15 protein-coding genes are annotated in these 17453 nt (G+C 73.9%); 8 read left to right on the top strand and 7 right to left on the bottom strand.

The annotated features are described in order from the left end of the window. Positions 1–44 precede the first annotated feature (44 nt). Positions 45–2018: a tachylectin-related carbohydrate-binding protein gene (locus IE251_RS21575; protein WP_189754645.1), complete on the top strand. Its 1974-nt coding sequence runs from the start codon at positions 45–47 to the stop codon at positions 2016–2018. 185 nt (positions 2019–2203) lie between these two features. Next, entirely contained in the window at positions 2204–5569 is a 3366-nt protein-coding gene (locus IE251_RS21580) for a sialidase family protein (RefSeq protein ID WP_189754646.1), read from the top strand. 74 nt (positions 5570–5643) lie between these two features. On the opposite strand, the gene IE251_RS21585 is transcribed toward IE251_RS21580, so the two are convergent. Next, positions 5644–6099 (bottom strand): hypothetical protein, encoded by a 456-nt coding sequence (locus IE251_RS21585; protein WP_189754647.1) that lies wholly within the window; start codon positions 6097–6099, stop codon positions 5644–5646. 98 nt (positions 6100–6197) lie between these two features. Between IE251_RS21585 and IE251_RS21590 the strand changes: the two genes are divergently transcribed. The 6 genes from IE251_RS21590 (at position 6198) to IE251_RS21615 (ending at position 11763) form a co-directional block, all read left to right on the top strand. Continuing rightward, on the top strand, positions 6198–6623 hold the full coding sequence (locus IE251_RS21590; RefSeq protein WP_189754648.1) for a cold-shock protein: 426 nt from the start codon (positions 6198–6200) through the stop codon (positions 6621–6623). 139 nt (positions 6624–6762) lie between these two features. Next, positions 6763–7395 carry a TetR/AcrR family transcriptional regulator gene (locus IE251_RS21595; RefSeq protein ID WP_189754649.1) on the top strand — a complete coding sequence of 211 codons (633 nt, stop codon included), beginning with the start codon at positions 6763–6765 and terminating at the stop codon, positions 7393–7395. A 361-nt stretch (positions 7396–7756) separates the two neighbouring features. Beyond that, on the top strand, positions 7757–8803 hold the full coding sequence (locus IE251_RS21600) for an amidohydrolase family protein (protein WP_189754650.1): 1047 nt from the start codon (positions 7757–7759) through the stop codon (positions 8801–8803). A 159-nt stretch (positions 8804–8962) separates the two neighbouring features. Then, on the top strand, positions 8963–9172 hold the full coding sequence (locus tag IE251_RS21605; RefSeq protein ID WP_030786640.1) for a ferredoxin: 210 nt from the start codon (positions 8963–8965) through the stop codon (positions 9170–9172). After that, positions 9162–10535, top strand: coding sequence for an NAD(P)/FAD-dependent oxidoreductase (locus IE251_RS21610; RefSeq protein WP_189754651.1), 1374 nt, complete (start codon positions 9162–9164; stop codon positions 10533–10535). Before IE251_RS21605 ends, IE251_RS21610 begins: the two co-directional genes overlap by 11 nt. A gap of 31 nt (positions 10536–10566) precedes the next feature. Further along, entirely contained in the window at positions 10567–11763 is a 1197-nt protein-coding gene (locus IE251_RS21615) for a cytochrome P450 (RefSeq protein ID WP_189754652.1), read from the top strand. Between the two features lie 13 nt (positions 11764–11776). Here IE251_RS21615 and IE251_RS21620 read toward each other — a convergent pair whose 3' ends face one another. The 6 genes from IE251_RS21620 to IE251_RS21645 all read right to left on the bottom strand — a co-directional run bounded on the left by IE251_RS21620 (position 11777) and on the right by IE251_RS21645 (position 17431). Then, positions 11777–12331 (bottom strand): SRPBCC domain-containing protein, encoded by a 555-nt coding sequence (locus IE251_RS21620; protein WP_189754653.1) that lies wholly within the window; start codon positions 12329–12331, stop codon positions 11777–11779. A 76-nt stretch (positions 12332–12407) separates the two neighbouring features. Further along, positions 12408–13217 carry a LytR/AlgR family response regulator transcription factor gene (locus IE251_RS21625; protein ID WP_189754654.1) on the bottom strand — a complete coding sequence of 270 codons (810 nt, stop codon included), beginning with the start codon at positions 13215–13217 and terminating at the stop codon, positions 12408–12410. A gap of 116 nt (positions 13218–13333) precedes the next feature. Beyond that, positions 13334–14203: a carbohydrate ABC transporter permease gene (locus IE251_RS21630; protein ID WP_189754655.1), complete on the bottom strand. Its 870-nt coding sequence runs from the start codon at positions 14201–14203 to the stop codon at positions 13334–13336. Continuing rightward, entirely contained in the window at positions 14200–15159 is a 960-nt protein-coding gene (locus tag IE251_RS21635; RefSeq protein WP_189754656.1) for a carbohydrate ABC transporter permease, read from the bottom strand. Before IE251_RS21635 ends, IE251_RS21630 begins: the two co-directional genes overlap by 4 nt. After that, positions 15153–16463, bottom strand: coding sequence for an ABC transporter substrate-binding protein (locus tag IE251_RS21640; protein ID WP_189754657.1), 1311 nt, complete (start codon positions 16461–16463; stop codon positions 15153–15155). The genes IE251_RS21635 and IE251_RS21640 overlap by 7 nt, the downstream gene beginning before the upstream one ends. Continuing rightward, the gene (locus tag IE251_RS21645) at positions 16460–17431 is read right to left on the bottom strand and encodes a GNAT family N-acetyltransferase (RefSeq protein ID WP_189754658.1); all 972 of its coding nucleotides are present in this window, start codon (positions 17429–17431) and stop codon (positions 16460–16462) included. The genes IE251_RS21640 and IE251_RS21645 overlap by 4 nt, the downstream gene beginning before the upstream one ends. Between the last annotated feature and the right edge of the window lie 22 nt (positions 17432–17453).

The raw sequence follows: 17453 nt of genomic DNA on the forward strand, positions 1-17453 counted from the left end.
TCGCCACCGCAGCGTTCACCAAACGCTGCCTAATGTCCGTCGGCATGACTCTCGACTCATCGCCCCGAAGAACACGCTGGACCGTCCTGGCGGCCGCGATCGCCACCGCGATGCCGCTTCTCGTCGCCGCGCCCGGCACCGCGCACGCAGCCGAGTCCGCTTCCTGCACCGCCACCGGCCCCACCTACGCGCTCGACTCCGCGGGCAAGCTGCTCCGTTACGACATGCCGACACCGCTCTCGGGCGGCAGCCTGAGCAACCCCGCGCAGATCGACACGGGCTGGTCCGGTTACGGCCGGGTGCTGGCCGGCCCGTCGGCGCAGTTCTACGGCATCAAGTCCGACGGGCTCTACCTCAGCCACCGGATCAGCTCCACCGCCACCTGGGACATCCACCACAAGAAGATCAGCGACAGCTTCGGCTGGCTGACCAAGGCCGAGGACCGCAACCAGGTCACCGTCGACCGCGGTGGCTGGATCTGGGTGCTCGACAACGCCGGGGCGCTGCGCGCGTACAAGTACGACGTGGCGGACGGCAGCTGGGTCGCCGGCAGCGGCAAGATCCTCGACCAGGGCTGGGACCGCTACAACCTGATCGCCGCGGCGGACGCCGGCGTGCTCTACGGGCGCTCGGCCACCGACGGAAAGCTCTACCGCTCCCGCTACGACTTCGCCAGCCAGCGCTGGATCGAGCGCCATGTCGTGGAGAGCCTCGCGGACTGGAACCTGTACACCAAGGGCATCACGTCGATCGGCGGGGACACGCTGCTCGGCGTCAACGCCGCCGGCCAGGCCCACTACTACCGGTTCGACGAGAACGTCCGCGACTTCCCCGTCTACAAGACCACCGTCGGCACGGCCGGCTGGGACGACTACACCAATGTCGCGGGCGCCCCGGACGCCTGCCGGATCCTCAACAACCACACGCCTGCGGCGACTTCGGTGCCGCTGGAGTCGTACACCCCCAACGCCGTCATGCAGGGACCCGACGGCAAGATCGAGCTGGCCTACACCGACAACGTCGGCCGTCTGGTCCACGGCCGCACCGACCCGGCCGACATCAACGGCGCCCAGTGGACGGTGATCTCCGGTCAGGAGGCCTTCGCCGGCACGCCGTCGCTCTCCTCCCACACCGACGGCCGCGTCGTCGTCACCGCCCACAACACCTCCGGCAGGATCTGGCAGCGCAACCAGACCGTCAAGGGCGCCGCCGACTGGGGCGACTGGACAGACCTGGGCGGCGCCATGCCCCAGCACCCCGTCACCGGCAAGACGCCGACCGGGCTGATGACCCAGTTCGCCCTCGACTCCGGCGGCACCCCCTGGTACCGCATCCAGCAGCGCGCCAACGTCGACTTCATGGGCTGGATGCGGCTCACCGGCACCGGCTTCACCGGTCCCCTGCGCGCCGTCACCGTGCGCGACGGCATCCAGCTCTTCGCCAAGAACGGCTCCGGAACGCTGAGCACCGCCCTCTTCAAGGAGGACGGCACCCTCTCCGCGTGGACCTCCCTCGGCAGCCCGGCGGTCACGGGCGCCCCGTCCGTCGTCGTCTACCCCGGCTACCGCATCCGTCTGTTCGCCACCGACACGGGCGGCAACGTGATCACCGCCGGCCAGTCCGCCGAAGGCGGCGCCTACGGCACGTGGGACACCGTCGCCGGCATCACCGCGCAGGGCTCCCCCAGCGCGGTGCTCTCCCCGCTGACCGGTCTCACCGAGATCGTCGTCCGGGGCACCGACAACCTCGTCTACAACACCGGTGAGATCACTCAGGGCGGCGCCGACTGGCGCACCTGGAAGCCGAGGACGTACCAGGGCGACGCCGCGGCCACCGACCCGGTCGCCTTCACCTACACCAACCCCAACGGTGTGACCTGGGGCTTCACCTTCCGCAGCGCCGACAACCAGACCCGTATCTACGAGGTCGGCCAGAGCGCTTCGCTCAGCGCGATGCGCGCCGCCGCCGACGCGCCGGAATTCCGGGCCCACGAGCTGCCCGCCCCGCCGGCCGGGTGACCACGCCGCAGAAGCCGTAGTGAAGGCCGCGGCGGCCCGACCGCCGCCCCTCCTCGGCGGCCGCCCGCTCCGCCCCGCGTTCCTCCCGTCCCGTCGGCACGGGCCCGGGGCGGACCGGGCAGCGGCCCGCTCACGGTCGGGGGCCCGCCGCGGGTCCGCACCGCTCAAGAAAGGTCCGCGCCGCCGTGTCCTGCTCACGCATACGCGTCCTCATACCCCTGCTCCTGCTCCTCCTCGGGGCCGTCGCGCCACCCGCCGTGGCCGGCGGCACACAGCCGTCGGCCGACGGCCTCATCGGCACCGAACAGATCCTCTTCCGCTCCGGGACCGCCGGATACGGATGCTTCCGCATCCCCACGGTCGTCCGCACGAAGGCCGGCACCCTCCTCGCGTTCGCGGAGGCCCGGCGCTCGCCCTCCTGCGCCGACCGGGGCGCCATCGACATCGTCGTCCGCCGCTCCACCAACGGCGGCCGTACCTGGGGCCCCGTCCGCGTGGCGCTCACCGGCAGCGACACCGACCCGGAGACGCCCTACACGCGCGGCAACCCCTCTCCCGTCGCCGACCTGCGCACCGGCGCCGTCCACCTGCTCTCCACGGCGGAACCGGCCGAGCCGGGCGGCAAACGGCTGCCGTACGTCCAGCGCAGCACGGACGACGGGCTGACCTTCGGCGCCCCGAAGCCGCTGCCGCGGCTGGTGAACCCGCAGGACGGCTGGTTCGGCACCGGCCCCTCGCACGGCATCCAGCTCAAGCACGGCGACAAGGCGGGCCGGCTGGTGGTGGGGGCGTACGAGTCCCTGCCCCGCTCCGGCCGGGACGCCGAGTACGTCGGCGTGCTGTACAGCGACGACGGCGAGCAGTGGTCCGCGAGCACCACGCCCGACTCCTCCGGGCCCGGACTGGCGCCGGGCGAGCCCACCGTCGCCGAACTCGACAACGGCCAGGTGTACATCAACGCCCGCAACAACAACGGCACGTCGTCCGGGCACCGTACGCACGCCGTCAGCACCGACGCGGGCGCGAGCGTGCCCGTGCAGCAGGTCGTGCCCTCGCTGACCACGCCCGAGGCACAGGCGTCGGTCCTGGCGCTGGAGCGGACCTACCAGGCCACGCCCGGTGACACGCTCGTCCTCTCGGCGCCCTCGCACCCGACGGACCGGCAGAACATGCGGATCCGTTACTCCACGGACCGCGGCGCCACCTGGCACGACGCCGCGCAGATCAACGCCAAGCGGGCCGGCTACTCGGACCTCGTCGAGCTGACCGACGGCGAGATCGGCCTGGTCTACGAGGGCGGTGACGGCTTCTCCGCGGCCAACATCTACTTCAACCGCTTCACCCCGGCGGCGGCCGGCGTGCCGGGCACCTTCACCGGCGCGGTCCACCCGCAGCCGTCCCGGGCCGCGGGCCGCACCACCCCCGACACCACCCCGGACGCCAACGACGCCTACCTCGCCGGGGGTTCGGCGCTCGGCGCGGGCCGCTTCGAGCAAGGTCTGGCTCTCGACGCCCCGGGCGAGTACGCCGACGTGCCCTACGCGCCGGGAATCGACCCGGGCGACGGCGACTTCACCTACTCGGTGTTCTTCAAGTACAAGGCGCAGCCCGGCGACACCCAGCAGCGGGCGCTGATGTGGGCCTACGGGTACGGCGCGACGAAACCGCAGGTGTGGGTGCGCGCCCAGCCCGGCCAGAACCGGCTGTACGCGTGGGTGCAGGGCACCGGCGGCACCGCCTCCGTCGCCCTCGCCGGCCCCGGCCCGTCGGCCGCCTTCGGCGACGACGCCTGGCACCACCTGACGCTGGTGCGCGACGGCGGCCGGATCACGCTCTCGGTGGACGGCACGTCCTCGGCGCAGGCCACCGGGGTGGCCGGGTCGGTGAGCGCCGACCGCGCCGCCGGGGTCGACGGGATCCGGCTCGGGGCCAAGCCCGACAGCACGGCCGGCGACCCCTTCGGCGGCGGCCTGGACGAGTTCCGGGTGTACCGCGGCGCGCTGACCGATGCCCAGCTCGCGGAGTTGCGCACGGCGAACTCGGCCCCTTCCGCGGAGGACCGGCTCGGTGCGCGCCTTCCGTTCCAGGTGATCGACACGGCCGATGTGCCGGCGCTGACCTCGGTCGCGATCGAGGACGACGTCTCCGGGCACTGCGCCGACGGCACCCTCCTCGGCGGGCCGCCCGGTGAGGTGACCGGCCGGGTCGGCGGAGGCGCGATCTCCGTCTCGGCGTCCCGGCCCGGCGTCGAGGTGCCCTATCTGCCGGCCCTCGACGTGGGCTCCGGCGACTTCACCTACACCCTGTGGTTCCGGCACACCCTGACCGAGACCGACGCGAACGCCGCGCTGCTGTGGGCCTACGGCTCGGTCTCCGGCGAACCCTCGCTGTGGGTGCGCGCCCAGCCGTCCGAGCGGCGGCTCCTCGCGTGGGCCGAGACACCCGCGGGGGCGACGCAGGTGGCGCTGACCGACCCCGGCCCGTCGGCCGCCTTCGGGGACGGCGCCTGGCACCTGCTCGCGGTCAGCCGCAGCGGTGGCACGCTGCGGCTGAGCGTGGACGGAACCACGGCCGCCGAGGCGACCGGGCTGTCCGGTGCCCTCACCTCGACGGCGACACCACAGGGGCTGCGGGTCGGCTCCAAGCCGGGCGACTTCATCCCGTTCACCGGTTCCCTGGACGAAGTCCGGCTGTACAAGAGGGCGTTGACGACGGACGAGCTGACGAGGACCGCGCAGTCCGTCGTCGGTTCCACGGGCGGCTACCCGGCCGACCGGCCCGCCCTGTCGTGGTCCATGGAGAACGGCCACACCGAGGCCCACCTGGTGGCCCGGCCGGCCGCGGGCCCGGCGACCCCGGACTCCTCGGCGCGCTGCAACCACGCCTTCGTACGCGGCGGGGCCCGGCCCGTGACCTCGGCGGGCGGCGGCCGGTTCGGCGCCGGACTCGCCCTGGACGGCACGGACGACTCCGTCGAGCTGCCGTACGGCGCGGACGAGGCCCTCGGTTCCCGCGACTTCACCGTGGCGACCTGGGTGCGCTACACGGCCGGTCAGTCCAGCGCCAACCAGGTCGTCTTCTGGGCCTACGGCATCGGCGGCGCGGAACGGCAGCTGTGGCTGCGGGCCCAGCCGGGCCAGGACCGGCTCACCGCCCTGCTGCAGACGGAGACCGCCACCACCCTCGTCCACGCCACCGACCCGAGCGCGGCCTACGCCTTCGGCGACGGCGCCTGGCACCATGTGGTGCTCCAGCGCGCGGGCGGAAAGCTGAGCCTGTCGGTGGACGGCGGACCGCCCGGCGAGGCCGCGGCCCCGGCCGGCTCGGTGACGTACGACGACGGCTTCGCCGTGCTCGGCCTGCATCTGGGGGCCAGCCCGGACGGCTACGACCGGTTCAAGGGCTCCCTGGACGAGTTCCGCCTGGTGCGGCGGGCGCTGACGGCGCAGGAGCTGACGGCCCTGCGCACGGCCAACGCCGACACCGGGACGGCCACCACCGTCCGCCTGCCCTTCGAGACCCTGTCACCCCAGCCGTACGCCCGCATGTGAGCGGGCCCTGTCCTCCACCACCGGGTCCGAGGTGGTCCTGGCCCCGGCGCCCCGAGTCGGAGTGCCGGGGCACGCTAGCGACGGGTGCCCCGTGCGAGCCAGGGGGTCAGGAGGGAGAACGGGATCAGTTCCTTGTACGTCTCGTCGCCGGGGAGGGGGACGACGAGCCACTGGCCGGGCGGGAACAGGCGGCCCTTGGTGAAGGCCAGGCCGCCGTAGACGGAGCGGAGGAAGGCGGGGACGGAGTCGCGGGGGACGTCGTGGAACTCCACACCCTCGACGGTGATCTTCGCGTCGTCCTCGGGGAAGAGCCGGACGCTGACCGACGGCGGGCCCGCCAGCTCCACGAACGCCTCGTGCGGCAGCGAGCCGTCGGGGTCGGTCACGGTGAACGGCGGGGCCGAGGTACGACGCGATGTGCGGTCCGCCCCGATGTCGTCGGTGACCGACACCGACAGCCGGAATTCCCCGGCCAGCGCGCGTATCGCGGTGACCGCGGCCTCGGTGGTCGGCAGGTGTGCGTGCTCCATGGCCCCGATCATGCCCGACGACCGGGCTTAGCATCCGTACATGGTTTCCGGGGACAGGTCCCGGATGGTGTGTGGTTTCGAGGAGTTGGGGGTTCCGCATGGTCGCGGGTCGTGTCGTCCGTTTCGACAGTTCGCGCGGTTACGGGTTCGTCGCGCCGGAAGGCGGCGGAGAGGATGTCTTCCTGCACGTGAACGATCTGCTGATTCCCGAGGAGTACGTGCGCCCGGGGCTGGTCGTGGAGTTCGACGTGGAGGACGGCGAGCGGGGGCCGAAGGCGTCGAACATCCGGCTCGCCGAGGGCGTCGAGCCCGGCGCGCCGCGCCGGCCGGGCGCGGCGTCGCGGCCGGTGTTGCTGGACGAGTCCGGCCAGCCGATGTGCGACGTGCTCAGCGCCGCGGAGTACCGGCGCGAGGTGACGGAGCTGCTGCTGAACGCGAGCCCGTCGCTGACCGCGGAGCAGATCCTCGGCATCCGCGCGGCCCTGGTGAAGTTCAGCGAGAGCCACGGCTGGGTCGAGGACTGATCCGTCACCGGCCCGGCCGTCCGGTGAGCCGTCCGCCGGCTCCGCGACTTACCGTAATGCCTGCTCCAATTGGAGCAGGCATTACGGTAAGATCGGCGCTCGACAGGGTCAAGAGCGGGGCGACGGAAGGGTCTTCTGCATGACCGGGCCGCGGACGAGTGGCAAGAAGCGCGCCAACGGCGTGGAGTCGCGGCAGCGCATTCTCGACGCGGCGGTGGCCATCGCGGGCGAACGCGGGTACGACGGCACGTCGATCGCGGCGGTCAGCGCCCGGTGCGGCTTGCCGGCCAGCTCGATCTACTGGCACTTCAGGGACAAGGACGACCTGATCGCCGCGGTCATCGAGCGCAGCTTCGAGACCTGGCTCGCGGCCGTCGAGCTGCCCGGCGAGGAAGCCGGCACTCCCCTGGACCGGGCCGTGATCATGGCGGCGAACGTGGCCAAGTCCCTGGTGAACGAGCCGGACTTCCTGCGTCTCGGCCTCATGCTCGCCCTGGAGCGGCGGCCCGAGGAGCCCCGCAGCCGGACGGTGTTCTTCCAGGTCCGGCACATCGCGCGGCAGCGGATCGAGGAAGTCGTCCGGTTCGTGCTGCCGCAGTTGGACGACGACGCGGTGCGCGTCCTCACCACCTACGCCATCGCCGGCGCCGACGGGCTGTTCGTGCAGCGGGAGTTCAACGGCGACAGCGTCGATCTGGTGGAGATGTTCCAGTTCCACGCCCGGCTGGTGTACGAGACGGGCCTGCGCATGGCCGCGGAGAGCGCGCGATGACCCCGGCCGGCCGGCGACGCGCCGAGGCCGCCCCGCGGCCGAGCGGGGCCGCCGGGCCCGCGTGCGCCGACCGGTTCCCGTACGCAGACCCCGGACTCCCCCGGCTTCGGGGCGGACGGACGGCCCGGCCCCTCGCCACGGCGCCGGCCGGACGTCCCCACCGGTTACGGCAGCGCCCCGGACCCCGGCCCGCGGACATCACCCGGCGTCCCGACCGCCGCGCCCGCCGCCGTCGCCGCCCGGGCGCGTCGAGGCGCACCCCGGCCGTCCCGGCCCGGTGCCGATGACGTCCGGCGGACCACCGCCACCCGCCCGCGCCGTCCGGAAACCCATCCCCGAGAGAGAGTCAGCAGGTCACCGCATGCCCGCCGCACTTCGCCGGATCGACGTCCACCAGCACGTCACACCGCCCTTCTACGGCGCCCTGCTCGCCCAGGCCGGCATCGCCGAGGCGGGTGGCCGCGCCCTGCCCGACTGGAACCCCGGGGCCGCGCTGGAGTCGATGGACCTGCTGGGCACCGCCACGGCCATGGTGTCGGTCTCGACGCCCGGCACCGGCTTCCTCACCGACCCGGCCGAGGCCGCCGGCCTCGCCCGGCGGCTCAACGACTTCTCCGCCGCCCTGGCCGCCGACCACCCCGGCCGCTTCGGCTGGTTCGCCACCCTGCCCATGCCGGACGCCGAGGCCGCCGTGAACGAGGCCCGCCGGGCCCTGCTCTCGCTGGGTGCGGACGGGGTCACCCTGCTCGCCAACACCCAGGGCGTCTACCTCGGCGCGCCCGGCCAGGACGCGCTGTGGCGGTGCCTGGACGAGCACGGCGCGGTGGTGTTCGTCCACCCGGCCGAGCTGCCGGCGCCCGCGATCAAGGACATCCCGCCGTTCGCCGCCGACTTCCTGCTCGACACCACCCGCGCCGCCTACCTCCTGGTGCGGGGCGGCATCGTGCGCGACCATCCGAACATCCGGTTCGTGCTGAGCCACGGCGGCGGCTTCGTGCCGTACGCCTCGCACCGCATGGCGGTCACCATCGCCAACGACACCGGGCGCTGTCCGCTGGACGTGCTGGACGACTTCCGGTCCTTCTACTTCGACACCGCGCTCTCCTCCAGTCCGGCGGCCCTGCCCACCCTGCTGGGCTTCGCCCGCCCCGGGCACGTCCTGTTCGGCAGCGACTGGCCGTTCGCGCCCACCGCCGCCGGCCAGTACTTCACCGCCGGCCTGGACACCCACGTCGACCCGGACACCCTGACCGCCGTCAGCCGCACCAACGCCGAGGCGCTCTTCCCGCGGCTGGCCGCCAGGCCGCCCGCGGCCCCGGCCCGGCCCCTGACCGCGCGCCTGCGCCGGTCGGTGCACCGGGCCGGTGCCCGGCTCGCCTTCAAGCTGGTCCAGCCCGGCGCCGACTGACCCTCCGGGCCGCCTGCCGGCCCGCGGGCCGGCGACTGGTCTTCGGCCCGATGCCGGCCGAGGGCCGTCCGCGCCGCCGACGGGCTCGCGTGGCGGGCGGGCGCCGTCCCGCCCATGATGGGACGGTCAGCGGTCAGCCGAGCGGGAAGAGCGACGGCCATGCGGATCGTGGTGGATCTCACGCGCTGCCAGGGCTACGCGCAGTGTGTGTTCCTCGCCCCCGAGGTCTTCCAGTTGCACGGGGAGGAGGGACTGCTCTACACCCCGGCGGTGCCCGGTGACCGGCTGGAGCGCGTCCGCCAGGCCGCGGCCGCCTGTCCGGTGCAGGCGATCCTGGTCGGCGAGGAGGTGGCCGCCGGTGACGGGTGATCCGCGGGACGGCCGTATCGTCGTCGTCGGCGCCTCGCTCGCCGGGCTGCGGGCCGCGGAGACGCTCCGCGACGCGGGCTTCACCGGTGCGCTGACCGTGGTCGGGGACGAGCCCCATCCGCCCTACGACCGGCCGCCGCTGTCCAAGCAGGTACTGCTCGGCGACGTCCCGGCGGACAGCACGGGGTTGCCGGTGCGCCGGGACCCGGACGCCGAGTGGCGTCTCGGGGTGGCCGCCACCGGGCTGGACCCGCTGGCCCGGCGGGTGCTGCTGGCCGACGGGGAGTCGCTGCCGTACGACCGGCTGCTGATCGCCACCGGGACCCGGGCCCGGCCCTGGCCCGACCCCCGGCAGGCGGCCCTGGACGGGGTGTTCACCCTGCGCACGCGCGAGGACGCGGCGGGGCTGGCGGCGCGGCTGGCCGCCGGTCCGCGGCGGGTGCTGGTGATCGGCGCCGGTTTCACCGGCTCGGAGATCGCCTCGGCCTGCCGCAAGCGCGGGCTGGAGGTGACGGTCGCCGAACGCGGCCCCGCTCCCCTGGTGGGCGCGCTCGGCGGGACGCTGTCGCGGCTCGCGGCCCTGATGCACCGCGAGCACGGGGTGGACCTGCGCTGCGGGGTGACGGTCACCGCGCTGCTCGGCGACGGCGCGGGCCGGTTCGCCGGGGCGGACCTGTCCGACGGGACCCGCGTCGAGGCGGATGTGTGCGTGGTGGCGCTGGGCGCGGTGCGCAATGTGGAGTGGCTGGCGGAGTCGGGGCTGGCGGCCGGCCCGCGCGGGATCGCCTGCGACGCGGGCTGCCGGGCCTTCACCCGGTACGGGATCGTCACCGACGACGTCTTCGTGGCCGGGGACGTCTCCCGGTTCCCGCACCCGCTGTTCGGCTACCAGATGCTCTCCCTGGAGCACTGGGGGAACGCGGTCGCCCAGGCCGAGGTGGCGGCCCACAACATGGTCAGCCCCGGACCGCTGCGCCGCCCGCACCTGTCCCTGCCGGTGTTCTGGTCCACCCAGTTCGGGCGGAACATCAAGTCGGTGGGCGTGCCGACCTACTCCGACCACGTCGTCATCGCCCAGGGCTCGCTGGAGGCGGGCCGGCTGGCGGTGGTCTACGGCTACCGGGGGCGGGTCACCGCCGCGGTCACCGTCGACATGGCCAAGTCGGTCGACCACTACCGGCATCTGATCGAGACCGCCGCCCCGTTCCCGCCCCCGCCCGGCGCGGCGGACCGCGCGCTGGCGGCCGACGTCCCGGTCCCCTCGGACGTGCCGGACCCCGGGGAGCTGTCCCACGAACCCGTCGTGGCGCTCACCGGTCATCTGCCCGACCGCCGGCTGATGGTGGTGCAGCCGCCCGGCTGACCCGCGTCCCGCCCGACCACGAGGAGCCGCCATGGACCCCGGCACCCTGCTGGCCCGGATCACCGACTACGCGAGCCGCCCCGACCCCTATCCGCTGTACGCGGAACTGCGGGCGGCGGGGCCGGTGGTGCGGCAGGAGGACGGCACCTTCCTGGTGGGCGGCTACCACCAGATCGCCGCGCTGCTGCACGACCCCCGGATGAGCGCCGACGAGCGGTCCCGCACCGCGCCGGCACCGTACGAGGGGACGCGGGACGCGTCGTTCCTGCGCCTCGACGACCCCGAGCACCACCGGCTGCGCACCCTGGCCATGCGGCCGTTCGGGCCGCCGCACAGCCCGCACCGGGTCGACGCCATGCGCGGGGAGATCGCCCGGATCACCGAGGAGTTGCTCGCGGACCTCCCGGCGGACCGGCCGGTCGACATCGTGGACGACTTCGCCTACCCGCTGCCCGTCATCGTGATCTGCCGGCTGCTCGGCGTGCCGCGCGAGGACGAGCCGCGGTTCCGCGCCTGGTCCGACGCGCTGGTGGCAACGGCCGACATCCGGCCGGGCGAGGACACCACCGAGGTGGAGCGGGCCGGCGACCGGGCCGGCGCCGAACTGCGGGAGTACCTGCTGGACCTCGCCGAGCGGCGGCGCGGCCGGCCCGCGGACGACATGCTCTCCGCCTTCGTCAACGAACCCGACCCGTCGCTGCGGCTCAGCCCGCAGGAACTCGCGGTGACCGCCGCGCTGTTGCTCATCGCCGGGCACGAGACCACGGTGAACCTGATCACCAACGGGGTGCTGACCCTGCTGCGCGGCCCGGAGCACCTTCAGCGGCTGCGCCGGGAGCCGGGCCTGCTGCCGCTCGCGGTGGAGGAGCTGCTGCGCTACGAGCCGCCGGTCCATCTGCGCGAGCGGGTGCCCCTGGTGGACATCGAGGTGGCCGGCACCACGATCCCCGCGGGCACCTCCGTGATGCTGGCGCTGGCCTCCGGCAACCGCGACCCGCTGCGCTTTCCCGAGCCGGACCGGTTCGTGCCCGACCGTCCGGACAACGAGCACCTGGGCTTCGGCAGCGGCATCCACCTGTGCTACGGCGCACCGCTGGCCCGTATCGAGGCCCAGACCGCGCTGGGCGCGCTGCTGCCCCGGCTGGAGGGGGCAGAGCCGGCCGAGGACCCGCCGTACCGGCAGAACGCCATGCTGCGCGGCCCCCGCCATCTGCGCGTCCGGATGTGAACCGGCGCGGCGCCTACGACGCGGGACGGCGCACGAGGCCGGCGTGGCGGTCCGGGTTCACCACTGTGGACAGGCCGTTGAGCAGCAGACGGGTGCCGCCGCGCAGATGGGCGGCGTCCTGCTCGCCGTCGCCGGTGGGCACGAGCCAGGTGTACTGCTCGGTCCAGGTCAGACGGCAGCCGGCGGGATCGTCGGAGAGTTCGACGGTGACGAGGGAGATCCAGCGGCGGGCGCCGTCGACCTCGGCCTCGTAGACGTACACGATGCGGGTGTCCGGGACGATGTCCAGGAAGCGGGAGCGGTAGGCGAGGCGTTCCTCGGTGTCACCGGCGACGAAGACATTGCCGGCGCTCTCGCCGCCGCCGACCCGGAAGTCCAGGTCGTGTACGGCGGTGCCCGAGGGGCCGGGGAGCCGGAACCAGCGGCGGCGCAGGGAGGGTTCGGCGAAGCCGCGGAAGACCTCGGCGCGGGGCACCGTGAAGTCCTTGTCGACGGAGAACGTGCCGTGCCGCGCGGGGAGCGCCGGGGGCCCGTCCGTCCCGGCCCGGGCGAGGTTGCCTGCGTCCATGGGCCCAACCTAACACCCCGGAAAGGCGGTTGAGGGCTCCGCTCGGCGTGCCCGGGCCGGTGGCCGACGGCTCGGCTCAGCGTGCCCGGCCCGTCGCGCGGCCGGTCAGCAGGTCGCGCAGGTCGCGGGCGTTGCGGCGGCTGACGGCGAGCGTCCGGTCACCGATCCGGACCGTCAGATTGCCGCCCTCCACCCGCAGTTCCTCGATCCGGCCGAGGGCGACCAGCCGGCTGCGGTGGATCCGTACGAAGCCGTGCGCGCGCCACTGTTCCTCCAGGGTGGACAGCGGGATCCGCACCAGATGGCTGCCCTCGCCGGTGTGCAGCCGCGCGTAGTCGCCCTGCGCCTCGACATGGGTGATGTCGGCGAGGGGCACGAACCGGGTCACCCCGCCGAGTTCCACGGGTACGTGGCCGCCGGTGCCGGGCACGGTGGGCGCGGGCGCCGGGGGTCCGGCGGGGCGGGGGCCCTGACCGGCCCGGACCAGTTCGGCGACGCGCCGCACGGCCTCGGCGAAGCGCTCCTTGCGCAGCGGTTTGAGCAGGTAGTCCACCGCCTTGAGGTCGAAGGCGCGCACGGCGAAGTCCTCGTAAGCGGTGACGAAGACGATCAGCGGTGGTGCGGTGGACCCGCCGAGGGTGCGGGCCAGTTCGAGGCCGCTCAGGCCGGGCATGCCGATGTCGAGGAAGACGACGTCGAAGCCCTCGGGGCCGTCCGGGTCCCGGGTGAGGGCGTCGTCCAGCCGGCGCAGCGCCTCGGTGGCGTCCCGCGCGGGCACGGCCGTGCCGACCCGGGGGTCCTCGCCCAGCAGGTACAGCAGTTCGTCGAGCGCGGGTCGTTCGTCGTCCACGGCCAGGACGCGCAAGGGCGCGTCGCTCACCCCCATGTGCGCACAGCTCCTCTCGTCCTCGACCGGTCCCCCATGGTGGACCGGCCGGTCACCGGCGTCGAGATCGCGGACGGCGGTGTGTCCGGGCCGTAATGCCCGCGGGGCGCCCATCGTCACTTGAGGCCGCTGAGCATGACGCCGCGGATGTAGTGCTTCTGCAGCAGCAGGAACAGCACCAGCACCGGCAGGACGCTCAGCACGAGTCCGGCCATGACGACGGGCATCGTACGGGCCGGGTCGACGTGGTCGCGCAGCAGCTGGACGCCGACCGGCAGGGTCATCAGGTCCGGGTTGGCGGTGGAGACGAGCAGCGCCCAGATGTACTCGTTCCAGGCGTCGACGAAGGTCAGCAGCCCGAGGGTGACCAGGACCGGCTTGGTCTGCGGGACCACGATCCGCCACCACACCGTGAACTCGCCGGCCCCGTCGATGCGGGCGGCCTCCAGGACCTCGTCGGGCAGGGACAGCATGAACTGGCGGGTCAGGAAGATCCCGAAGCCGTTGACCAGGAACGGCACGGCGAGGGCCGCGATGCTGACGGTCAGGCCCGCGCCGCCGCGCCCGAGCAGGTCGTTGCCGCCCGCCAGCGGCCAGTGCACCAGGATCAGGAAGCGCGGAATGAGGAAGAGGAACGGCGGGAACATCATGGTCGCCAGCACCAGCCGGAAGACGAGGTCCCGTCCGGGGAAGCGGAGTCTGGCCAGCGCGTAGCCCGCGAGCGAGGAGGTGAGCAGCACCGACGCGGTGATCACGGTGGTGACGACGACGCTGTTGCGGAAGAGCACCGGAAGGTTCAACTGACTGATGGCCGCGCGGTAGTTGGACAGCGCGAACGCCTTCGGCCAGAAGCGGTACGGCAGCGTGCCCGCCTCGCCGGGCCCCTTGAAGGACGTCATCACCATGTCCAGGAACGGCACCACCGTGAGCAGGGCGCCGGTCGCCACGACCAGGTACGACAGCCAGGGGAAGCGGCGCGGCCTCACGCGTCCTCCCCCGCCCGGCGGAAGACCCACAACTGGGCCAGGGTGACCACGAGGACCACGGCGAACAGCACGAACGCGGCGGCGCTGGCCGTGCCCCAGTCGCCGTGGTCGAAGGCCCGCCGGTACATCTCCAGCGCGGCCACGTTGGTGGCGTCGCCCGGGCCGCCCCTGGTCATCACGGTGATCAGCGCGAAGGACTGCAGGCCGGTGAGGAACTGGGTGACGCACACGAACAGCAGGGACGGCCGCAGCAGCGGCAGGGTGATCCGCCAGAAGACGGTGCCGGGCCCGGCGCCGTCCAACGCGGCGGCCTCGTGGTAGGAGGCGGGGACGGACTTCAGCCCGGCGGTCAGCACGAGGATCGCCGAGCCGAGCGAGGCCCAGGCCTGGACGACGACGACCGAGGGCAGCGCGGTGTCCGGGTCCTGGAGGAACGCCACCGATCCGAGCCCGAGGGCGTTGAGGACGCCGTTGGCCAGGCCGCCCGGCTCGTACATGTACTTCCAGACGTTGCCGACGGCGACGACGGTCGTGACGATCGGCAGGAAGTACAGGGTGCGCCACAGCCCCTGGAACCGCAGCCGGTCGACGCACGTGGCGACGACCACCGAGCCGGTGAGGGCCAGCGCCACGGTGCCCAGCGCGAACAGCAGCGTGTTGGTGAGGACCGGCACCAGGAACGTCGACCCGTCGGCGAACAGGGCGGCGAAGTTGTCGGGGCCCACCGGTTCGATCGCGCCGAGGTCGAAGCCGGTCCAGCGGGAGACCGACAGCAGCAGCGCGAAGCCGAGCGGCAGGAGCAGGAAGACCGCGAAGAACAGCAGCGCCGGGGCCAGGAAGAGGTAGGCGACGGCCGTCTCGCGGTGCCGGCCCCGGCGGCGGCCGTGCCGGGCGGGCGCGCCCGGCAGCGGGTCCGGTGCCCGCTCGGGCGTCTGCGGGGTCAGGACGTTCACCATGGCCGGGACACCTCCTGGTCGACCTGGCGGCGGATGGTGCGCAGCGTCTCCTCGACCGACTGCCGGCCGGTCCACAGCGCCTCGATGTTCTTGCGCAGCAGTGTCTTGGCCCGGGCCGCGCCCGGCCCGTTCGGCTCCGGCACGGCGTGGTCCAGGGCGTCCAGGAACGGGCGCAGGTTCGGGTCGCCGCCCGTGCCGAGGAGCGCGCGCATGTCGTCGGCGCGGGCGGTGAGCGTGCCGACGGACACCTGGAGGCGGCTCATTCGGGTGGCCGCGGCGCCCTTCGGCGTGGTCACCCGGTCGGCGTTGAGCCAGCGCAGGAACTCCCAGGCCTCGCGCGGGTGCCGGCTGGCCGTGTTGACGCCCAGCATGAAGCCGGTGGCGAGGGTGGCGGGCCGGGCGCCCGGCGCGGGCGCGGGCACGGGGGCGACGCCGACGTCCCGGTAGTCGCCGCCCATCAGGGGCCGAAGGCTGCCGGTCCACCAGCCTGCGCCGACCACCATGGCCACCCGCCCGGACGGGAAGGCCTGGTAGACGTTGACGGCGGGGGCGCTCGCCCCGCGGGTGACGAGCCGGTGTTCGAGGGCGAGCACGGCGCGGCCGGCCGGCGAGTCGATGGCGGTGGACCTGCCGTCGGGGGTGACGAAGCGTCCGCCGGCGGCGTGCAGCAGGGCGAGGGTCTGGCCGACGGTGGTGGCGTCGTCGTTCGCCGACAGCCCGAACCCCTGGACGAGGGGGTTGCCGTACCGGTCGCGGCGGGTGGTGCGGTAGGCGGCCTCCTCCAGCTCCGGCCAGGTGGCGGGCGGGCCGTCGACGCCGGCCTCGCGCAGCAGCCGCCGGTTGTAGTAGAGGGCGTACGTCTGGGCCTCGGTGGGGTAGCCGTAGACCGTGCCGTCCACCGTGACGGCGCCGACGGCGGCCTCGCCCCAGTCGCGCCGGATCCGCTCGGCGTGCTCGGGCGGCGCGGGCCGCAGCACTCCGGCCCGCACCAGCTGGCCGTTCCACAGGCAGTAGGGGTGGAGGATGTCGGCGCCCTGGCCCGCGGCCTGCCGGACCATGAACGTGGTCAGCAGGTCGGTGAACTCGACGGCCTTGGTGCGGACCTTGACCCGGTCGTGGGTGGCGTTCCACTCGTCGACCGGTCCCTGGAGGGCCTGGCGGAGGGTGCCGCTCGCGTAGTGGGACAGCAGGGTGAGGACGATGGGGTCGCCGGGCCGCCCGGTGCCCCGGTGCGGGGCGGCACAGCCGGCGGCGAGCAGCGCCGAGGGCAGGGCGAGCGCGAAGTGACGGCGGCTCGGCGTCACCGGGCGGCCTCGCGGCGCAGTACGCGGAACACCCGGGTCGTGGTGAAGCCGGCCGAGCGGTACAGGTGGCCCGCCGGGGAGTCCTCGCCGGTCCAAAGGAACCAGGCGCCGTGCGCGCCGCGCGCCCGCATCCGTTCCAGGACCAGGTGGAGGAGGACCTTGCCGACGCCGGTGCCACGCAGGTCCTCGCGCACCCCGAAGGGACCGAACCGCTCGACGGCTCCCTCGTACGCCCCGTGCATCGCCCAGCCGGCCGGCCGGCCCGAGGGGTCGCGGGCGAAGACGATCCGGTCCAGTGGGGTGCCCGCGGCGCAGCATTCGCGGATCGCGCGGGCCCAGTCGGCGTGGAAGTGGCCGCCGGCGAGCGCGATGAGGTCCACCAGGTCGTCGTCGGCCGGGGTGGTGAACCGGTAGCCGCGGGCCGTCAGGTCGTCCTGGCGGCGGGCGATCCCGTCCGGGAGGCGGTAGCCGACCAGGCCGCGGTCCATCGCCGCCGCCTCGTACAGCGTGTGGAAACCCAGCGAGGCGAGGAGCCCGGCCCCTTCCGGGTAGGTGCCGGTGTCCAGGCCGGGCAGCAGGTAGTTCGGGGTGTACGACGCGAAGTCGACCCGGGTGCGGCCGTGGCCGTGCAGCCAGTCGAGGGCGTCGGTGAGCAGCCGTCGGCCGAGGCCGCGTCCGCGGGCGGCGGGGTCGACGAAGAAGAACGGGATCCAGCCCTGCTCGGGCTCCAGGTCGGTGCCGGTCTGCGGGACCAGCCGGCGCACGGCGTAGGCGGCGCCGACGACCCGGCCGCCGGTCACGGCGACCCGGAGTCCTTCCGGGTCGAAGTTGGCGTCCAGCAGGACCAGGGCGCGGAACCGGTCGGGGGTGAGGGGGTCGGCCGGCGCGCTGCGGCGCCACGCCTCCACCACGCCCGGTCCGTCACCGGTGCGGAAGCCGCGGAGCACGGTCCCGTCGTGCTGGCTCATCGGGTGCCCCCGTCTGGCTCGT

This window comes from Streptomyces eurythermus (assembly GCF_014649115.1).
In the GTDB taxonomy this organism is placed as follows: domain Bacteria; phylum Actinomycetota; class Actinomycetes; order Streptomycetales; family Streptomycetaceae; genus Streptomyces; species Streptomyces eurythermus.

Bases quoted from the DNA above. Each gene is read 5' to 3' on its own strand.
- IE251_RS21620 (WP_189754653.1), bottom strand. From the start codon at position 12,331: ATGGACGCAGGCAACCTCGCCCGGGCCGGGACGGACGGGCCCCCGGCG.
- IE251_RS21625 (WP_189754654.1), bottom strand. From the start codon at position 13,217: ATGGGGGTGAGCGACGCGCCCTTGCGCGTCCTGGCCGTGGACGACGAA.
- IE251_RS21585 (WP_189754647.1), bottom strand. From the start codon at position 6,099: ATGGAGCACGCACACCTGCCGACCACCGAGGCCGCGGTCACCGCGATA.
- IE251_RS21595 (WP_189754649.1), top strand. From the start codon at position 6,763: ATGACCGGGCCGCGGACGAGTGGCAAGAAGCGCGCCAACGGCGTGGAG.
- IE251_RS21600 (WP_189754650.1), top strand. From the start codon at position 7,757: ATGCCCGCCGCACTTCGCCGGATCGACGTCCACCAGCACGTCACACCG.
- IE251_RS21615 (WP_189754652.1), top strand. From the start codon at position 10,567: ATGGACCCCGGCACCCTGCTGGCCCGGATCACCGACTACGCGAGCCGC.
- IE251_RS21645 (WP_189754658.1), bottom strand. From the start codon at position 17,431: ATGAGCCAGCACGACGGGACCGTGCTCCGCGGCTTCCGCACCGGTGAC.
- IE251_RS21575 (WP_189754645.1), top strand. From the start codon at position 45: ATGACTCTCGACTCATCGCCCCGAAGAACACGCTGGACCGTCCTGGCG.
- IE251_RS21605 (WP_030786640.1), top strand. From the start codon at position 8,963: ATGCGGATCGTGGTGGATCTCACGCGCTGCCAGGGCTACGCGCAGTGT.
- IE251_RS21635 (WP_189754656.1), bottom strand. From the start codon at position 15,159: ATGGTGAACGTCCTGACCCCGCAGACGCCCGAGCGGGCACCGGACCCG.
- IE251_RS21590 (WP_189754648.1), top strand. From the start codon at position 6,198: ATGGTCGCGGGTCGTGTCGTCCGTTTCGACAGTTCGCGCGGTTACGGG.